Annotated in this window: 13 protein-coding genes; 3 read left to right on the top strand and 10 right to left on the bottom strand. The window is 72.2% G+C overall.

From position 1 onward, the window contains the following. Window positions 1-113 precede the first annotated feature (113 nt). Window positions 114-1325 (top strand): sensor histidine kinase, encoded by a 1212-nt coding sequence (locus BR70_RS21470; protein ID WP_051597038.1) that lies wholly within the window; start codon window positions 114-116, stop codon window positions 1323-1325. Beyond that, a complete protein-coding gene (locus BR70_RS0116590; protein ID WP_027466969.1) occupies window positions 1322-1993 on the top strand; it encodes a response regulator in 672 nt (223 codons plus the stop codon). Before BR70_RS21470 ends, BR70_RS0116590 begins: the two co-directional genes overlap by 4 nt. Here the strand turns inward: BR70_RS0116590 and BR70_RS0116585 are convergent. Next, window positions 1990-2742 carry a TetR/AcrR family transcriptional regulator gene (locus BR70_RS0116585; RefSeq protein WP_027466968.1) on the bottom strand — a complete coding sequence of 251 codons (753 nt, stop codon included), beginning with the start codon at window positions 2740-2742 and terminating at the stop codon, window positions 1990-1992. The two genes, BR70_RS0116590 and BR70_RS0116585, sit on opposite strands and share 4 nt — an antisense overlap. A 79-nt stretch (window positions 2743-2821) precedes the next feature. On the opposite strand from BR70_RS0116585, the gene BR70_RS0116580 reads away from it, so the two are divergent. Beyond that, complete coding sequence (locus tag BR70_RS0116580; protein ID WP_027466967.1) at window positions 2822-3664, top strand: NmrA family NAD(P)-binding protein; 843 nt, start codon at window positions 2822-2824, stop codon at window positions 3662-3664. Here the strand turns inward: BR70_RS0116580 and BR70_RS0116575 are convergent. From BR70_RS0116575 to BR70_RS21460, 9 genes are all read right to left on the bottom strand, one after another. After that, a complete protein-coding gene (locus tag BR70_RS0116575) occupies window positions 3657-4418 on the bottom strand; it encodes a triose-phosphate isomerase family protein (RefSeq protein WP_027466966.1) in 762 nt (253 codons plus the stop codon). The genes BR70_RS0116580 and BR70_RS0116575 overlap by 8 nt on opposite strands. Beyond that, a complete protein-coding gene (locus BR70_RS0116570; protein ID WP_027466965.1) occupies window positions 4415-6121 on the bottom strand; it encodes a dihydroxyacetone kinase family protein in 1707 nt (568 codons plus the stop codon). The genes BR70_RS0116575 and BR70_RS0116570 overlap by 4 nt, the downstream gene beginning before the upstream one ends. Then, on the bottom strand, window positions 6118-7509 hold the full coding sequence (locus BR70_RS21465) for an MFS transporter (protein ID WP_035809316.1): 1392 nt from the start codon (window positions 7507-7509) through the stop codon (window positions 6118-6120). The genes BR70_RS0116570 and BR70_RS21465 overlap by 4 nt, the downstream gene beginning before the upstream one ends. 120 nt (window positions 7510-7629) lie before the next feature. After that, window positions 7630-8415: an SDR family NAD(P)-dependent oxidoreductase gene (locus BR70_RS0116560; protein WP_027466964.1), complete on the bottom strand. Its 786-nt coding sequence runs from the start codon at window positions 8413-8415 to the stop codon at window positions 7630-7632. 15 nt (window positions 8416-8430) lie between these two features. Then, window positions 8431-9384, bottom strand: a complete 954-nt coding sequence (locus BR70_RS0116555) for a 3-hydroxyacyl-CoA dehydrogenase family protein (RefSeq protein ID WP_027466963.1) — start codon at window positions 9382-9384, stop codon at window positions 8431-8433. Further along, on the bottom strand, window positions 9381-10403 hold the full coding sequence (locus BR70_RS0116550; protein WP_051597037.1) for a sugar phosphate isomerase/epimerase family protein: 1023 nt from the start codon (window positions 10401-10403) through the stop codon (window positions 9381-9383). Before BR70_RS0116550 ends, BR70_RS0116555 begins: the two co-directional genes overlap by 4 nt. 93 nt (window positions 10404-10496) lie before the next feature. After that, window positions 10497-11213, bottom strand: a complete 717-nt coding sequence (locus tag BR70_RS0116545) for a GntR family transcriptional regulator (protein WP_027466961.1) — start codon at window positions 11211-11213, stop codon at window positions 10497-10499. A gap of 35 nt (window positions 11214-11248) precedes the next feature. Continuing rightward, window positions 11249-12241, bottom strand: a complete 993-nt coding sequence (locus BR70_RS22600) for a matrixin family metalloprotease (RefSeq protein WP_051597036.1) — start codon at window positions 12239-12241, stop codon at window positions 11249-11251. A gap of 76 nt (window positions 12242-12317) precedes the next feature. Further along, window positions 12318-13277, bottom strand: a complete 960-nt coding sequence (locus tag BR70_RS21460) for a GNAT family N-acetyltransferase (protein ID WP_155896912.1) — start codon at window positions 13275-13277, stop codon at window positions 12318-12320. Between the last annotated feature and the right edge of the window lie 59 nt (window positions 13278-13336).

Here is a 13336-nt window from a genome sequence, read left to right as displayed (position 1 = left end):
CACACGATCGCCACCCTGCTGCTCTGCGCGGCGATCGTGGTCACCACCGTCATCGCACTCATGGCCATGACCCCGCCCGCGTGACGCCGGTACGGCATGGGAGGATCGCTCTCGTGACCGAACGGGGCAGGTTCCTCCGGCCGCTCGCCACCCGGTCGATCGCCGTCGACGTGGCCTGGGCGGCCCTGGCGGCGTTCGTCTTCCTGCTGCCCATCGACCTCGAGCTCGAGCACGCGAGCCTCGCCGCGGTGCTGTCGGCCTCGGTGGCGATCGCCCTGCGTCGCATCTCCCCGTCCGCCGCGATGGCCATGGTCGTCGTCCTCGGGGTGATCCAGGTCGGCGGCGGCGAGCGCCCGTCGCTGGTGGACCTCGCGCTCTTCGTCGTGATCGGCACCGCCGCCGTCGTGGGCACCCGCACCGAGGTCGTCGTCTCCGGCGTGCTCGCGGTCGTCGCCGGGGCCGGTGCGACGGTCTACCTGGCGTCGACCGGCTTCCGGTTCCTCGTGCTCATCAACGGCCCGCGCGACCAGGCCTTCCTGGCGATGGCCGCCCCGGTGACCGCGCTGCTCGGGGTCTGGGCGGGCGGGGTCGCCGTCCGGGCCTTCCGCTCCCGCGACCGCGAGTCGGAGCGCCGTGCCGACGCCGAGGCCGCAGCATCACGTGCCGAGGCCGTCGCCACCGAGGCCGAGGCCACCGCCACCCGCGCCATCGACGTCGCCGAGTCCGAACGCATCCGCGCGGACATCGCCCGCGACGTGCACGACGTCGTCGGCCACTCACTCGCGGTCATCATCGCGCAGGCCGACTCGGTGCCGTTCCTCGACGACGAGGCGCGCATCCGAGCGGTCAGCGCCACCATCGCGAGCACCGCCCGGAGCTCCCTGGTCGAAGTCCGACAGGTCCTCGGGCACATCGACGGCTCCGCCGAGGCGACCGGCCCGGGCTCGCTCGAGGAGATCGTGCAGGGCATCCGCGACGCCGGGGTCGACGTCGACCGCACGGTGCGCGGGGTCCCGCTGGCCTTGCGCCCGGACACCGGCACCGCCGCCCGCCGCGTGCTGCAGGAGATGCTCACGAACGCCCTGCGCCACGGCGCCCCCGGCAACCCGGTCGTCGTGCGGGAGACCTGGCGGCACGCCGACCTGGTGCTCGAGGTCGAGAACGTCGCCGGAGACGGCACCACCGCCGGCTCGGGCCGCGGGATCGACGGCATGGACTCGCGCCTCGGCGCCCTCGGTGGGTCGTTCGACGCCGCCGTGCTGGACGACGTGTTCACGGCACGCGCCCGCATCCCGTTCGACGTCCAAGGGGGACCCGTCCGATGACCGAACCGATCAGGATCCTGCTCACCGACGACCAGGCGCTGTTCCGCGCCGGGCTCCGGGTGGTGCTCGACGCCCAGGACGACATGCGCGTGGTCGGTGAGGCCTCCGACGGCGCCGAAGCGCTCGCGCTCATCCCCGAGGTGCGCCCCGACGTGGTGCTGCTCGACATGCGGATGGCCGGCATGGACGGCGTGGAGACCGTCCGGCAGCTCTACTCCGGCGCCGTCCCGGGCCCACTGCCCCGCATCGTCGTGCTCACCACCTTCGGGCTCGACCCGGCGGCGGCGACCGCGATCCGGCTCGGCGCCAGCGGGTTCCTGCTCAAGGACACCACGCCGCCGTTCCTGTTCGCCGCGGTGCGGGCCGTGCACGAGGGCAGCTCGGTCATCGCACCGAACGACCTCGCGCAGCTGTTCGGCACCGACGTGGCGCGGGCCCCCGCACCGCAGCCGCCGGAGTTCGCGACCCTGACCGAGCGGGAGCGCGTCGTGTTCGGGTGGGCGTCCCGCGGCCTGTCGAACGCCGAGATCGCCACCAGGGAGTACGTGACCGAGTCGACGGTGAAGACCCAGATCTCGAGCATCCTGGGCAAGTTGTCGCTGCGCGACCGGGTGCAGCTCGTCGTCTACGCACACGACCACGGGCTGGCGGGCGCCCGCGAGGACTAGTCCGCGGCGATCCGGTCGAGCCACTCCGCGAGCATCGTCCGCTCGGCTGCCGACAGTCGATCGAGCCGGGGCGCTGCGGCACGGAGCGTGATCGCGGCGCTCGCCACGGCGTCGGTCCCCCGACCGCGACCACCTGGGGCCGCGCCACCGTCGTCCGTCGTCGGCCCGCTCGGCACGAGGATCCGCCCGAGCACCGCGTCGAGGACGTCATCGGCGAGTGACGGGTCCCGCTCGTCCGCCGGAGCTGCCAGGATCGCGAGCACCGCACCGGTGCCTGCCGCGTGCACGAGCTCGACCGCGCGGTGTTCCGGCACGGCCAGTCGTCCGGCCTCGGCCACCCGCCGGATGCGTTCGGCGAGCAGCGCGGTACCGGCGCGGGCGGCTGCCGACCGACGGCCGCGCTCCGGGTCGCTCAACAGCACGAACAGGTCGGGGTTCGCCAGCCCGAAGCCGATCGTCATCGACCACCCGGTGCGCAGGTCCTCGACGGGGTCGGTCGCCTCGTCACGAGCAGCCCGGACGGCGTCGGCCTTCATCGCCGAGAACGTCGCCATCGCGTGCTCGGCGACCGCTTCGAGCAGACCGTCCTTGTCGCCGAACAGCCGGTAGATGGTCGGTGCCTGGACGCCTGCGCCGTCCGCAACCGCCCGCGTGGTCACGGCCGCGGCACCGCGTTCGCGCAGCATGGTGCCGGCGACCTCGACGATGCGCGCACGCGTCTCGTCGCGCTGGCTTCCCTGCTCGATCACGGAACAACGATAACGGATCTGTGCTATCACTGTGTTACCAGCGCTACCAGCACACTGTTTCCACCGATACGGAGAAGTCATGATCGTCATCACCGGGGCCACCGGAGCCCTCAACGGCGCCACCGCCGACCACCTGCTCGAGCACCTCGCGCCGTCCGACCTGGCGGTGGTGACCCGTGATCCGGCCCGAGCACAGCGGTTCGCCGACCGCGGCGTCGAGGTCCGCCGCGGCGACTACGCCGAACCGGAGACCCTGCCGGCAGCCTTCGCGGGCGCCGATCAGCTCCTGCTCGTCTCGTCGAGCGACCCGGCCGCCGACGCCGTCGCGCTGCACCGCGCCGCGGTCGACGCAGCCGTCGACGCCGGCGTCGGCCGGGTCCTGTACACGAGCCACCAGGGCGCCGCGCACGGTTCGCCCTTCGTGCCCGCAGCGCACCACGCCGCCACCGAGGACCTGCTCCGCGACTCCGGGCTGCCGTGGACGAGCCTGCGGAACGGCTTCTACGCGCACAGCGCCGCCTGGATGACGGGCCCGTGGCAGGAGACCGGCACGGTGTCCGTCCCCGTCGACGGCCCGGTGTCGTGGACCGCCCGCGAGGACGCCGCCGAGGCAGCCGCCGCGATCCTGCTCGCCGACCAGCCGTTCGACGGGCCGGTGACGCTCACCGCTCCGGACGCGCCGACCTTCGCCGACCTGGCTCGGCAGGCGTCCGAGGTGTCCGGTCGGAAAATCGGGTTCGAGGCCCTGGGCGAGGACGAGTGGCGTGCCCGTGCGCTGGCAGCGGGGCAGGACCCGCACATGGTCGCGTTCCTGCTCGGCATGTACCAGGCCGCCGAGCGGGGCCTGTTCGCCGGCACCGATCCGCTGCTCGGCGAACTGCTCGGTCGCGCCCCACGGCCGGTCCGCGACCAGCTCAGCTGAGCGCCGCGACCTCGTCGAGGATGGCCCGGACCGCTGCGGGGTCGTGGGCGAACCGTCCGAGGAACAACCCGCCGATCCGGCCCTGCCCCCGGGTCAGCAGGCCTGGTCCGGCACTGCCGCCGTAGAGGACGGTGCTGCCGTGCAACTCGGGCCGGGTGGCGAGGTGCTGCTCGATCCCGGCGAGCACCGCCACGATGTGGTCGTCCGGTGCGGGTGCCGGTGCGCCGATCGCCCACACCGGTTCGTAGGCGACGGTCAGGGGTCCGGCGAGACCGTCCGCGACGGCGGTGGAGACGGCCCGGTCGAGCTGCGCGGTCACCGCCGCCACCGCTTCCGTCGGATCGGAGGCCCGGTCCGGCTCCCCGACGCAGACCAGCGGACGCAGGTGGTTGCGGAAGGCCGCGTGCACCTTCCCCGCGATCGTCGCGTCGTCCTCGTGGAACAGGGAGCGCCGTTCGGCGTGCCCGATCTCGACCAGGTCGACACCGATCTCCCGCAGTTCGGCGCCCGAGACCTCGCCGGTGAACGCGCCCGCGTCGGCCCACGACAGGTCCTGCGCGGCGAGCTGCACACCGGTGCCGGTCAGCAGCTCACGCACCGGGACGAGGGCCGGGAACGTCGGCGCCACGAAGAGCGACGCCGCACCCGAGCGCACCGCGGGGTGTCGCCGGGCGATGTCGGCGACCTCGGCCGCCCACGACAGCGTCCGGGCGTGCGAGAAGTACGTCTTCAGCGACACCCCGACGGTGATCACGGGGCGACCGTCTCCACGACGAGGGCGAAGGACAGCGCACCGGGGTCGGCGGTGCCGACGGCCTGGTCGGCATGGGTGCGCGCCCGGCCCATCCTCGGCACCAGGGACTCGGTGGCGTCGGCGGCTTCGCGAGCGGCACGGACGGCGTCGACCCAGGCCTCGGCGAGCGCCGCCCCGGCCTCGAGCCGGGTGCGGAGCACCTCGTCGAACGGCACCAGGGCGTCCACCATCGTCTTGTCACCGACGGTGGCGCCGAACGCGAGCACGGCCTCGGTGGCCGCGCGGACCCCCTGCGCGACGGTGGCACCCGACGGACGCGACTCGTCCCCGACCACGCGACCCAGTGCCTCCAGGGCGGCACCCCAGATCGCACCGGACGTGCCGCCGGCCTTGTCGGACCAGGCATCCGCGGCGACCAGCAGGACGGTGCCGGCACCGGCACCGCGGGTGACCGCGTCGGCGGCTGCGACGTCGGCGGCGTGCGATCCGCGCTGCATCCCGATGCCGTGGTCGCCGTCACCGGCCACGGCGTCGATGCGCCCGAGTTCGTCGGCGTGCTCGTCGAGGACGGCGCGGACCGCGGCGAAGCCGGCGGCGACCTGCTCGGCGACCGCACGGGACTCGTCGGTCGCCGGGCCGATGCCGACGCCCTCGGCGTCCGCCGCCACGGTGGACGGGTCGACCCGCTGTTCGGCGACCGCACCGCCCTTGCGGTAGGCGGGCGTGTCCGCGGGTGCTGCCCAGAGTTCCTCGAGCTCGTCGTCGAGCCAGAACAGCGTCAGGGAGACCCCGGCCATGTCGAAGCTCGTGACGAGTTCGCCGACCTCGGGCTCCACGATGACGACCCCGGCGTCCGCCAGGCGCCGCTGCACCGAGCGGTAGACGACGAAGAGCTCCTCGTACTTGACCGAGCCCAGGCCGTTCAGGATCGGGACCACACGCTGGCCCTCGAGTGCCACGCCGTCGGGCAGTTCGTCGAGCAGACGGGACACCAGCAGCTCGGCCAGCCCGTCGGCGGTGGGCACGTCCGTCTCGTCGATGCCACGCTCGCCGTGGATGCCCATGCCGACCGCCATCCGGCCCTCGGGCACCGTGAACAGGGGTTCCTCGGCGCCGGGCAGGGAGCACCCGGAGAACGCGACGCCGAAGCTGCGCGTCCGGTCGTTCGCCCGTTCGGCGACGGCGGTGACCGTGTCGAGGTCGTCCCCGCGCTCGGCGGCGGCGCCGGCCACCTTGAAGACGCAGAGGTCACCCGCGATGCCGCGGCGCTTCGCGCGGTCGTCAGCCGGGGCGCTCTTCACGTCGTCGGTGACGCGGACCGTCCGGACCGGGATGCCGTCGGCCTCGAGCGTGCGGGCCGCGGCGTCGAAGTTCAGGACGTCACCGGCGTAGTTGCCGTAGCTGAGCAGCACCCCGCCACCGTGCTCCACGGCCTTCGCGACCCCGGTGACCTGCTGCGCGCTGGGGCTGGCGAACAGGTTGCCCATCGCGGCACCGGCGGCCAGGCCGTGTCCGACCAGCCCGCCGAACGCGGGGTAGTGCCCCGAGCCGCCGCCGATCACGACCGCGACCGTGCCGTCGGGGCTCGTGGTGGAACGGGCGACCCCGCCGTGCACCCCGCGCACCCACCGCTCGTTCGCGGCGACGAAGCCGTCGGTCGCCTCGTCGGCGAAGTCCGCCGGGTCGTTGAACAGTCTGGTCATCGCTTGCTGCCCTTCGGGTCGGTGGTGCGGACGTGCGAGGTGTCGAGCAGTTCGTCGGCCTTGGCCCCGCGGAAGAACTTGGTGCAGAAGATCATCACCGCGGCGACGAACGCCAGGACGCCGAGCGAGACGATGCCGAACGCACCGCTGTCGGTGGGCACCACCTCGTTGATCGCGGTGCGCATGATCGGGGCGACGAACCCGCCGAGGTTTCCGAGCGAGTTGATCAGGCCGATGCCCGCGGCGGCTGCGGCACCGGTCAGGAACGCCGTCGGGTACGCCCAGGTGATCGGGCCGACGGCCAGGAAGCTCGCGACGGCCAGGGTGATGAACAGGATGCCGAGCACGGGCTGCCCGTTCGCACCCGCCCACGCCGAGCCGAGGATCGACAGGCCGGTCGTGACGTAGAACAGGGTGCCCCAGCGACGACGGCGACCGACGGAGTCCGCACGCGACCCGATCAGGTAGCAGGCGACGAGCCCGACGAGCCACGGGATCGCGGACACCAGACCGACCTGCCAGCCGACGTCCTGCCCGAGCAGCGAGGACACCTGCTGCGGCAGGTAGAACGTCGTGCCGTAGACGGCGACCTGCAGGCAGAAGTAGATGATCGTGAAGTACCAGACGCGCCCGCTCGCCATCGCGCGCCAGATGCCCTTCGGGCCGTCCTCGCTGCGGGCGGTGTCCTCGCGCTCCATGGCCGCGGTGAGCGACGCCTTCTCGCCCGGTTCGAGCCACTTCGCCTGCTGCGGGCTGTTCGTCAGGAACACCAGGGCCGCGATGCCCGCCAGCACCGCGAGGATCCCCTCGCCGGCGAACATGACCTGCCAGCCGTGGAACGGCGTGACCTGGTCACCGACGCTGATGAGGCCGCCGGACAGCGGGGCGCCGATCATCTGCGAGAACGGCTGCGCCAGGTAGAAGATCGCGAACATGCGCACGCGCACCTTGTTCGGGAACCACTCGGACAGGTACATGATCACGCCCGGGAACAGCCCGGCCTCGGTCACACCCAGGATGAAGCGCAGGATGATGAACATCGTGTCGTTCGTCGTGAAGGCGAACAGTGCGGCGACGATGCCCCACGTGACGGCGATGCGGGCGAGCCAGAAGCGCGCACCGAACCGCTTGAGCAGCAGGTTCGACGGGATCTCGAAGATCGCGTAGCCGATGAAGAAGATGCCGGCGCCCAGGGCGAAGGCGGCGTCCGAGATGCCACGGTCGACGCGCAGGGCCTCTTCGGCGAAGCCGACGTTCGTGCGGTCGAGGAACGCGACGAAGTACAGGATGACGAGCATCGGCATGAGGTGCTTCGTCGCCTTGCCGATGGCGGACTTCAGGCCGGGGTCGTTCGTCGACCCGAGCGCGGGGGCAGGGGGTAGTGACACGGGTTCGCTCCTTTGCGAGCACGGTGCGGTCGTTCTGGCGTCCGGCGGTCGTTTCGGTCGTCCGGATGGGAGGCTCGGATCGCGTCGCCCGGTCGGCGCGCGTTCCGTGGGCGGCTGGCCCTAGTGCATGTACAGGCCGCCGTCGACGTTGAGCGTCTGGCCCGTGACGAACCCGGCGTCCTCGCTGATCAGGTACGCGACGGCGGCGGCGATGTCCCGCGGGGTGCCGATGCGCGGCAGCACGCCGTCGGCGGCCATCTCGGCCTTCCGCTCCTCGGACAGGGTGCCGCCCATGATGTCGGTGTCGATCGGACCGGGGGCGATCGCGTTGACCGTGACGCCGCGCGGGCCGAACTCGCGCGCCAGGCCACGGGTCAGGCCGATCACGCCGGCCTTCGCCACCGTGTACGGGGTCTTGCTGAAGGTGCCGCCGCCGCGCTGGGCGGAGACCGACGACAGGTTCACGATGCGCCCGTAGCCGGACCGCACCATCGACTCGGCCGCCCGCAGGCTGGCGAAGTGCACACCGTCGAGGTTGATCGACAGCACCCGGTGCCACTCCCCCTCGGGCAGGTCGAGGTAGGCGTGCGCGGACGAGACCCCGGCCAGGTTCACGAGTGCGGTGATCGGCCGGAGTTCGGCCTCGATCGTGTCGAAGGCCGCACGGACGGCGGACTCGTCGGCGACGTTCGCCCCGACGCCGACGGCCCGCACGCCGTGCTGTTCGCGGATCTCGGCGGCGACCTGCTCGCTCGCCGTCTGGTCGAGGTCGATGATCCCGACGTCCCACCCGGCCTCGGCCAGGTGGTGGGCGGTGGCGCGGCCGATGCCCCGTGGTGAGGCGGCCCCGGTGAGGACGACGGTGCGGTCCCGGTGCTGGCCGGCTGACTGGTTCTGGTCGCTCATGGTGTCCCTCCCGCCTCAGTGGATCGGTGCCGGGCCGAGCTCGTCGAGGAGCTTCTGCATCGCCACGTACGCCTTGTTCCGGTAGGCGACGAGCTCGGGCGTGCGGTCGGCGGGGACCTCGAGGTACCCGGCGCCGGACTTCGTGCCGAGCTCACCGGCGTCCACGTGCTGCTGCAGCGACGGCGGGGTGGCGAAGCGCTCGGGCCAGCGGGTCTGCAGCGACTCGAAGCAGAACGCGTAGACGTCGAGCCCTGCCATGTCGGCGATCGCGAACGGGCCGAAGAACGGCAGGCGGAACCCGAACGTGGTCCGCACGATGGTGTCGATGTCGTCGGGGCTCGCGATGCCCTCGTCGGCGATCTTCGTGGCCTCCTCGAACAGCGCGTACTGCAGGCGGTTCAGGACGAACCCGGTCGAGTCCTTCACCCGCGCCGACTGCTTGCCGGTCGCGGCGACGACGGTTTCGCCGACCTCGATCGCGTGCTCGTTCGTGGTCGGGTGCGGGATGAGCTCGACGCCGGGGATGAACGGTGCCGGGTTCGAGAAGTGCACGCCGAGGAACCGCTCCGGGCCCACGACCGCCTCGGCCAGCGACTCGATCAGGATCGTCGAGGTGTTCGAGCCGATCACGGCGTCGGGGCGGGCGGCCTCGCTGATGCGGCGGAGCGTCGCGTGCTTGATCTCGAGCTTCTCCGGCACGGCCTCCTCGATGAAGTCCGCGTCGGCGACGGCGGCCTCGATCGACTCGGCGGCGCTCAGGTGTGCGCGGACCCGTTCGACGGCGTCCTCGGGGAACAGTCCGTCGGCGACGAACTGTGCGGTCTCGGTGAGCAGTCGCTCCAGGTTCTGCTGGGCGATCTCGGCCGAGACGTCGGCGATCCGGACGGTGTGGCCGGCGAGGGCGAGGACCTGGGCGATCCCACCGCCCATGTAGCCGGACCCGACGACGGCGATGTCGAGGGTGCTCATCGGATTGCTCCTTCGGTGCTGGTTGCTGCAGTCGGGGTCGCCGTCGCGTCGAGCTTCGTCGTCGCGAGGACCGATCGGATGTACTGCTGGTTGGTGGCGCAGACGCCGAGGCTGTCCCCGCCGTACTGCTCGGTCATGACGATCCCGCGGAACCCTTCGGCGACGGCGTCGCGCAGGACCTGGCGGTAGTTGATGAGGCCCGTCTCCATGGTGCTCGGCGCACTCGTCGCCCAGCTGCCGTCGCCGGCCTCGTCACGCGTGTAGTTCTTCACGTGCAGGTAGTTCGTGTACGGCATCGTCTTCGCGAAGAGCTCCCGCCAGTCCTCGACCGGACGGTGCAGACGGATGAGGTTCGCGACGTCCGCGTTCAACCCGACGTTGTCGAGACCGATCTCCTCGACCAGGCGGACCGCGCTGTCGGCGGTGCCGAGGTAGGTGTCCTCGTACAGCTCGAGCGCCATCGGCAGCCCGACGCTCGCAGCGTGCTCGCCGAGCTCCCGCAGTCGCTTGACCGCGGCGGCCCAGACCTCGGGGTCGTCGGGGTCCTTCGGGCCCGGTGCCGTCCAGAACCACAGCGCGCGCTTCTGCGCGTCCGTGAACGGCTGGTGCAGCCCCGTCGAGAAGACCTGCATGCCCCACTCGGCCGCCGCGTCGATGGTGCGGTGGGCGTAGGCCAGGTTCTCGTCCTCGTGCCCGGGCTGGATGACGCTCTTGCGCTGCAGGTGCACGGACGGGATCCCGACGCCGTGCGACTTCGCGACGGCGAACAGCTCGTCGCGGCGCGAGGCTTCGAGGTCTGCGGGGCGGATGTGGCTGTCGGCGAGTTCGGCGAGCGAGAAGCCGACGGCCTCGATCTGCCCGAACACCTCGTCCCACACCTCGGCGGGGGCGTCGTGGAAGGCCGTCCCGTCGCGGGTGACCTGCGCGAACCCGTGCAGGCACGCGGCGATCGGCCAGGTCTCCGACGTCCAGGTGGTGGGGTCCCAATCCTGGTCGACCCAGTCCTGTGGAGTGGTCACGGAATGCTCCCTTGCATGTCGTGGTGGTTCAGTTTTGAACCTCTTTCCTATAGGAAAGATACTCGCACGTCGCTGGAACGCAACCCCGCTTCCTCAGCTCGTGTGCGACGCGTCCGCGCGCGAACGCAACCGGACGGCGTCGATGTGCAGCCGCATCGCGGCGACGGCCGACGTCGGGTCCGCAGCCAGCGCCTCCAGGATGGCCCGGTGTTCCTGCACGGCGCGATCCGTGTCGTCCCCACCACCCTCGACGATCTGGCGCATGCGGTGCACGCGCGTCGTGATGATCTCGGACATCTCCTCGAGGAACGGGTTCCGCGTCGCGTCGAAGATCAGCTGGTGGAACTGCCAGTCGCTGCGGAAGAAGCGGGCCATCAGCTCCTCCGGGGCGTGCGCAGCCCCGACGGACGCGACCTCTACGGCCACCGCAGCCTGCTCGTCGAGCGCTGCCGCGAGTCGCTCGCGCAGGCCGTCGACGTCACCGCGGGCCGCGAGCTCGACGGCGCCGCTCTCCACGATGAGCCGGGCGTCGAACAGGGCCTCGAGCTGGTCGCCGGCCAGGGGCGGGGAGACCCGGTACCCCTTGTTCGCCTCACGGGTGACGAGGCCGGTGCGTTCGAGTTGCACCAGCGCCTCGCGCACCGGGGTCGGCGAGACCCCGAGGGAGCGAGCGAGGCCGTCGATCGACAGCCGCATGCCCGGTTCGACGTCGTGGCCCATCAGGACCTCGAGCACCCGGTCGTAGACGCGGTCACGCAGACCGAGCTGCGTGATGCGCTCCGTCCCGAAGCCGGGCATGGTCGTGGACATGGGTCGATCCTAGAGAATCCACGAAGGCGCCCCGATCAGTAGATCGCGTCGATCCCCAGCAGGTCGCCGAGGCCGAGGCCGCGCTGACTCGTCTCGCACGTCGACACCGACGGCTTCATCACCAGGCCGCTGTTCGCGGCCGTGTGCCCGAGCCCGTAGGCGTGACCCCACTCGTGCGTGGCGACACCACGCAGGTCGAACCGTGCCCCGGAGCAGGTCGCGGCGGCGGACCAGTTGACCGACGTCGAGTACCGCTGGTCCGTCTCGACGGCCGTGCCGGAGCGCGACCACACGCAGGTCACGCCGAGGGTGTCCTTCGGCAGCGACCCCCACCCGACCACGCTCGACGCGTTCGCGGCTCCGCAGCCACCGGTCGCGGTGACGCCCATCGCCTGCTTGAGCACCCCGAGGTGCTTCTGGTCGGCGGTCGACGTGATCGTCCGGCCGCACGACGAGACCGGCCCGGTCCAGGCGTCGGCTCCGGCCCCGATCGCCGACGGACCGGTGACCTTCTGGTTGTTCGGGTTGTAGCTCCAGTTCACCGGGCCCGCCCAGCGGAAACCGAGCCGGGTGTACGAGGTGTTGGTGCAGCTCGTGGCCGCCTTCGTGGCCGACGTGGTTGCCGCTCCGCGTGACACGACCGCGGCGGCCACCCGGTCGCGCAGCGCCTGGCGTTCCTGCCGGACGGCGGCCGCCGACCCGGACCAGGCATCGTCGACGCGCACCGCGACACCCGCACGGCCGGTGTTCGTGATCGACACGTCCCCGCCGTCGTCGACGCCCGACGCGGCCACCGGTAACGCGGAGACCGTCGTGCCCGGTTCCGGCACGACGAACTGCCGGCCGTCGGGCAGCACGATCGTCGGCGTGGCCACGGCGCACCCGCTCGCGAGCTGCTCGAGGGTGACACGGTCCCCGTTGCACGCCGGCGCTGCGACCGCCGGCGAACCCGGGCCGGTCGAGACGACGACCGCGGCCAGCGCGATACCGAGGGTGACCGCACCTGCGGTCCACGACGACGTCCTCACGATGATGGTTCTCCTGTCATGACGCGCCGAGGTCCCCCGGCGACCAAGACAGTGTGCGGAGCGCCACTCGGGGCAGTCAACCCCCCGAACTGCCGCTCCCGGCCGGCCGATCGCTCCCGTCCGGCACCCGCACGAACCGCGGCGCCCCACGGTCCCGCAGGCGGAACCCCAGGTGCTGGTACAGCCCGATCGCCCCGGTGTTGCCGGCGGCCGCGTGCATCAGAGGGATCTCCCCACGCTCCCGGATCCCGTGCGCGACGGCGAGCACCAACCGACGCCCGAACCCCTGCCCCCGGTACGCCTCGTCCGTGCACACCGCGCTGATCTCGGTCCACCCCGGCGGGTGCAACCGCTCCCCCGCCATGGCGACGAGCCGCCCGTCCCGCCGGATGCCCAGGTACGTGCCGAGCTCGATCGTGCGCGGCAGGAACGGCCCCGGCTTCGTCCGCTCCACCAGGGCGGTCATCTCCGGCACGTCGTCGGGCGTCAGCACGACGGCTTCGTCGTCCGGCGCACCGTCGATCGCCTCACCGGTCAGCTGCACGCCGCCGGCACCCTCGACGAGCTCCCACCCCTCGGGCAGGACGGCAGCCGCACCGACGCCGAGCAACCCGCCCGACCCGAGCAGCGCCCGGACGTCCTCCCAGTCCTGCGCGGTGGGTCGCTCGGGGATCCCCGTCCACACCGACACGTCGGTCTGGTAGCGGACCACGTCGCCGCGCCGCTCGGCGAACCGCGCGTGGTGGCTGTTCAGTGCGGCCATCGCGGGTGCGTCGAGCATGCGCGTCGGGGTTCCGTCGTCGGCGATCGTCAGGTCGAGGGTCCGGAGCGCCTCGCCGCGGGCATCACCACCACGGAACCCGAGGTCCTCGATCCGCCGACGATCGCCGTCCGCCCACCCGGCGGTGTCCGCGACGACGCCGGAGGCGTACTGGTTCGTGGCACGGTGGACGACCTGCTCGACCTCCGCTGCCGAGGCCACGAGGACCTCTCCCGGTCGGGGCAGCGCGGTCGAGGTCGGCGCAGTCGTCGTCATGCCACCATTCTCCGCCCGCGGCGAGCGCCGCCGACGCATCGTTGCACCCGGTGACGCCG

The sequence above is a fragment of the Curtobacterium sp. UNCCL17 genome (assembly GCF_000686685.1).
Classification (GTDB): domain Bacteria; phylum Actinomycetota; class Actinomycetes; order Actinomycetales; family Microbacteriaceae; genus Curtobacterium; species Curtobacterium flaccumfaciens.
The sequence above is the reverse complement of the archived record's forward strand: the minus strand, read 5'-3'. Positions and strand labels throughout refer to the sequence as shown.

Coding starts and splice junctions, on each gene's coding strand:
- BR70_RS21460 (WP_155896912.1), bottom strand. CDS start 13,277: ATGACGACGACTGCGCCGACCTCGACCGCGCTGCCCCGACCGGGAGAG.
- BR70_RS0116590 (WP_027466969.1), top strand. CDS start 1,322: ATGACCGAACCGATCAGGATCCTGCTCACCGACGACCAGGCGCTGTTC.
- BR70_RS0116570 (WP_027466965.1), bottom strand. CDS start 6,121: ATGACCAGACTGTTCAACGACCCGGCGGACTTCGCCGACGAGGCGACC.
- BR70_RS0116560 (WP_027466964.1), bottom strand. CDS start 8,415: ATGAGCGACCAGAACCAGTCAGCCGGCCAGCACCGGGACCGCACCGTC.
- BR70_RS0116545 (WP_027466961.1), bottom strand. CDS start 11,213: ATGTCCACGACCATGCCCGGCTTCGGGACGGAGCGCATCACGCAGCTC.
- BR70_RS0116555 (WP_027466963.1), bottom strand. CDS start 9,384: ATGAGCACCCTCGACATCGCCGTCGTCGGGTCCGGCTACATGGGCGGT.
- BR70_RS0116580 (WP_027466967.1), top strand. CDS start 2,822: ATGATCGTCATCACCGGGGCCACCGGAGCCCTCAACGGCGCCACCGCC.